The following is a 1,940-nucleotide window of genomic DNA, read 5'->3' as shown; positions in this document are numbered from 1 at the left end:
GGCGCTGCCGGTCGGCGTCGCGACGGCGGGGGCGGCCCTGCTCTCCCCCGTGGTGCTGGGCGTGGGGCTGGCCGTGGCGTTGCTGTCCACAGCGGTGCCGTACGGGATCGACCTGCAGGTGCTGCGCCGCATGCCGACCGCGCTGTTCTCCCTGCTGACGTGCCTCTCGCCGATCGCAGCGGCGCTGACCGCGTGGGCCGTGCGCGGGCAGGAGCTCACCCCGCTGGACCTGGCGGGGATGCTGCTGGTGATCGCGGCGTGCGCGGCCGCCGTCTGGACGAGCCGGTCACCGGGTGTGGCGGGCGGGGGCCGCGGCTAGCCTGGGTCGATGCCCCACCCGCCCCGTCCCACTCCCGACGACGTCCCCGCCGCCGAGCGCGCCGCCCTGCGCCGTGGCCGGCTGCGTCCGTGGCTGCCGTTCCTGCTCGCGGCCGCACTGTGCCTGGCGCTGCTGGGGTGGGCCCTCGTCGCCCTGCCGGGCCTGCCGGAGCGGGTGCCCACGCACTGGGGCGTCGACGGGCGGCCGGATGCGTGGGAGGACGCCTCGTTCGGCACGGTGGCGACGGGGCCGCTGATCGGCCTCGGCGTGACGGGGTTCCTGGCCCTGGTCTCCGCGATGGTCACCGTCCTCGTCCCCACGGATCCGGGGCTGTCCCCGTGGCGGCGCGTGCGCCAGGCGGGGGTGCACCGCGGGGTCCAGGAGTGCCTCGGGTGGTCGTGCGTGCTCATCGTGCTGGTGCTGGCCCCGACAACGGCCGAGGTGCTCGCCGCCGGGGCGTGGACGATGCCGTGGTGGATCCTGCCCCTCACGCTGACCGTGCTCATGGTGGGCGTCTTCCCGGCGATGCGGGCCAGCACGCGGCGGTGGACGCGTTGGTCGGACCGCGTCGCGGCGGAGCTCGGGTACCGGCCCACGGCCGCGGAACGCGCCGAGGACGAGGTGTGGACGCCCCTGGGGCTCAAGCGCGACCCCGACGACCCGGCCGTCTTCCCCACCAAGCGCCCCGGCTACGGCGTGGGCGTGACGGTCAACCTCGCCACCCCGGCGGGCCGGTGGCTGGTGCGCGGATTCGTGGTCGTGGTCATCGTCGGCCTGCCGCTGGCGCTCTGGCTCGGCGCGTTCGCGGCGCGGTGAGGCGGACCGTGCCCGACGACGTCGCCGTCCGCCTGCTCCTGATCGCCGACACCCACATCCCGCGGCGTGCCCGTGCCCTGCCCGCGCAGGTGTGGGCCGAGGTGGCGCGGGCCGACGTCGTGCTCCACGCCGGCGACTGGGTGACCGAGGACGTGCTCGACGACCTCGACGCGCGGGCCGCCCGGTTGGTGGGCGTGTGGGGCAACAACGACGGGCCGAAGCTGCGGGCGCGGCTGCCCGAGGTGGCGCGCGTGGAGCTCGGCGGGGTGCGGATCGCGATGGTCCACGAGACGGGCCCGGCGGCCGGCCGCGAGCGCCGCATGGCCGCGGCGTTCCCGGACGCGGACGTGCTGGTCTTCGGGCACAGCCACATCCCGTGGGACACCGTGGCCGGTCCGGAGACCGCGAACCCGGGCCTGCGGCTGCTGAACCCCGGCTCCTGCACGGACCGGCGACGGCAGCCGGTGTGCACGCTCATGCGCGCGGCGGTGCGGGACGGGCGGCTCGAGGACGTGGAGCTGGTGCCGGTCGACCGCACGCCGTGACCGACGGGCCGCCCGCTCCCCGCAACGCGGGTTGAGTTATCACCGGTCCAGGCGGCCTGCACCCGTGATAACTCAACCCGCGTCGCAAAGGGGCCACCGTGTCCGGCGGGCCGGCTGCTCCTGCACAGCCACCACGACGACGGCGGCCCTCCCCAGGGCGCGTCGGTCCGGTCCGTCGCAGGGCCCGGGGGCGGCAGGCTCACCCCATGACCGCGCGCACGCCCCTGCCGTCCACCCTCGCCGCGGTCGCCTTCACGAGG

3 protein-coding genes are annotated in these 1,940 nt (G+C 76.5%); all 3 read left to right on the top strand.

From position 1 onward, the window contains the following. Positions 1-319 (top strand): EamA family transporter (locus D8M29_RS11530; RefSeq protein ID WP_148111602.1); only part of this gene is annotated, 319 nt, incomplete at its 5' end. A 9-nt stretch (positions 320-328) separates the two neighbouring features. Next, on the top strand, positions 329-1,135 hold the full coding sequence (locus D8M29_RS11525) for a DUF1648 domain-containing protein (RefSeq protein WP_089529284.1): 807 nt from the start codon (positions 329-331) through the stop codon (positions 1,133-1,135). An 8-nt stretch (positions 1,136-1,143) separates the two neighbouring features. After that, positions 1,144-1,680: a metallophosphoesterase gene (locus D8M29_RS11520; RefSeq protein ID WP_127445996.1), complete on the top strand. Its 537-nt coding sequence runs from the start codon at positions 1,144-1,146 to the stop codon at positions 1,678-1,680. Positions 1,681-1,940 lie beyond the last annotated feature (260 nt).

It is taken from the genome of Micrococcus sp. HSID17227 (assembly GCF_003989405.1).
Classification (GTDB): Bacteria; Actinomycetota; Actinomycetes; order Actinomycetales; family Micrococcaceae; genus Micrococcus; species Micrococcus luteus.
Note: the sequence above shows the minus strand (reverse complement) of the source record. Positions and strands in the feature narration are given on the sequence as shown.

What these genes read in the sequence shown, in the direction of transcription:
- D8M29_RS11525 (WP_089529284.1), top strand. Translation starts at nt 329, where the DNA reads ATGCCCCACCCGCCCCGTCCCACTCCCGACGACGTCCCCGCCGCCGAG.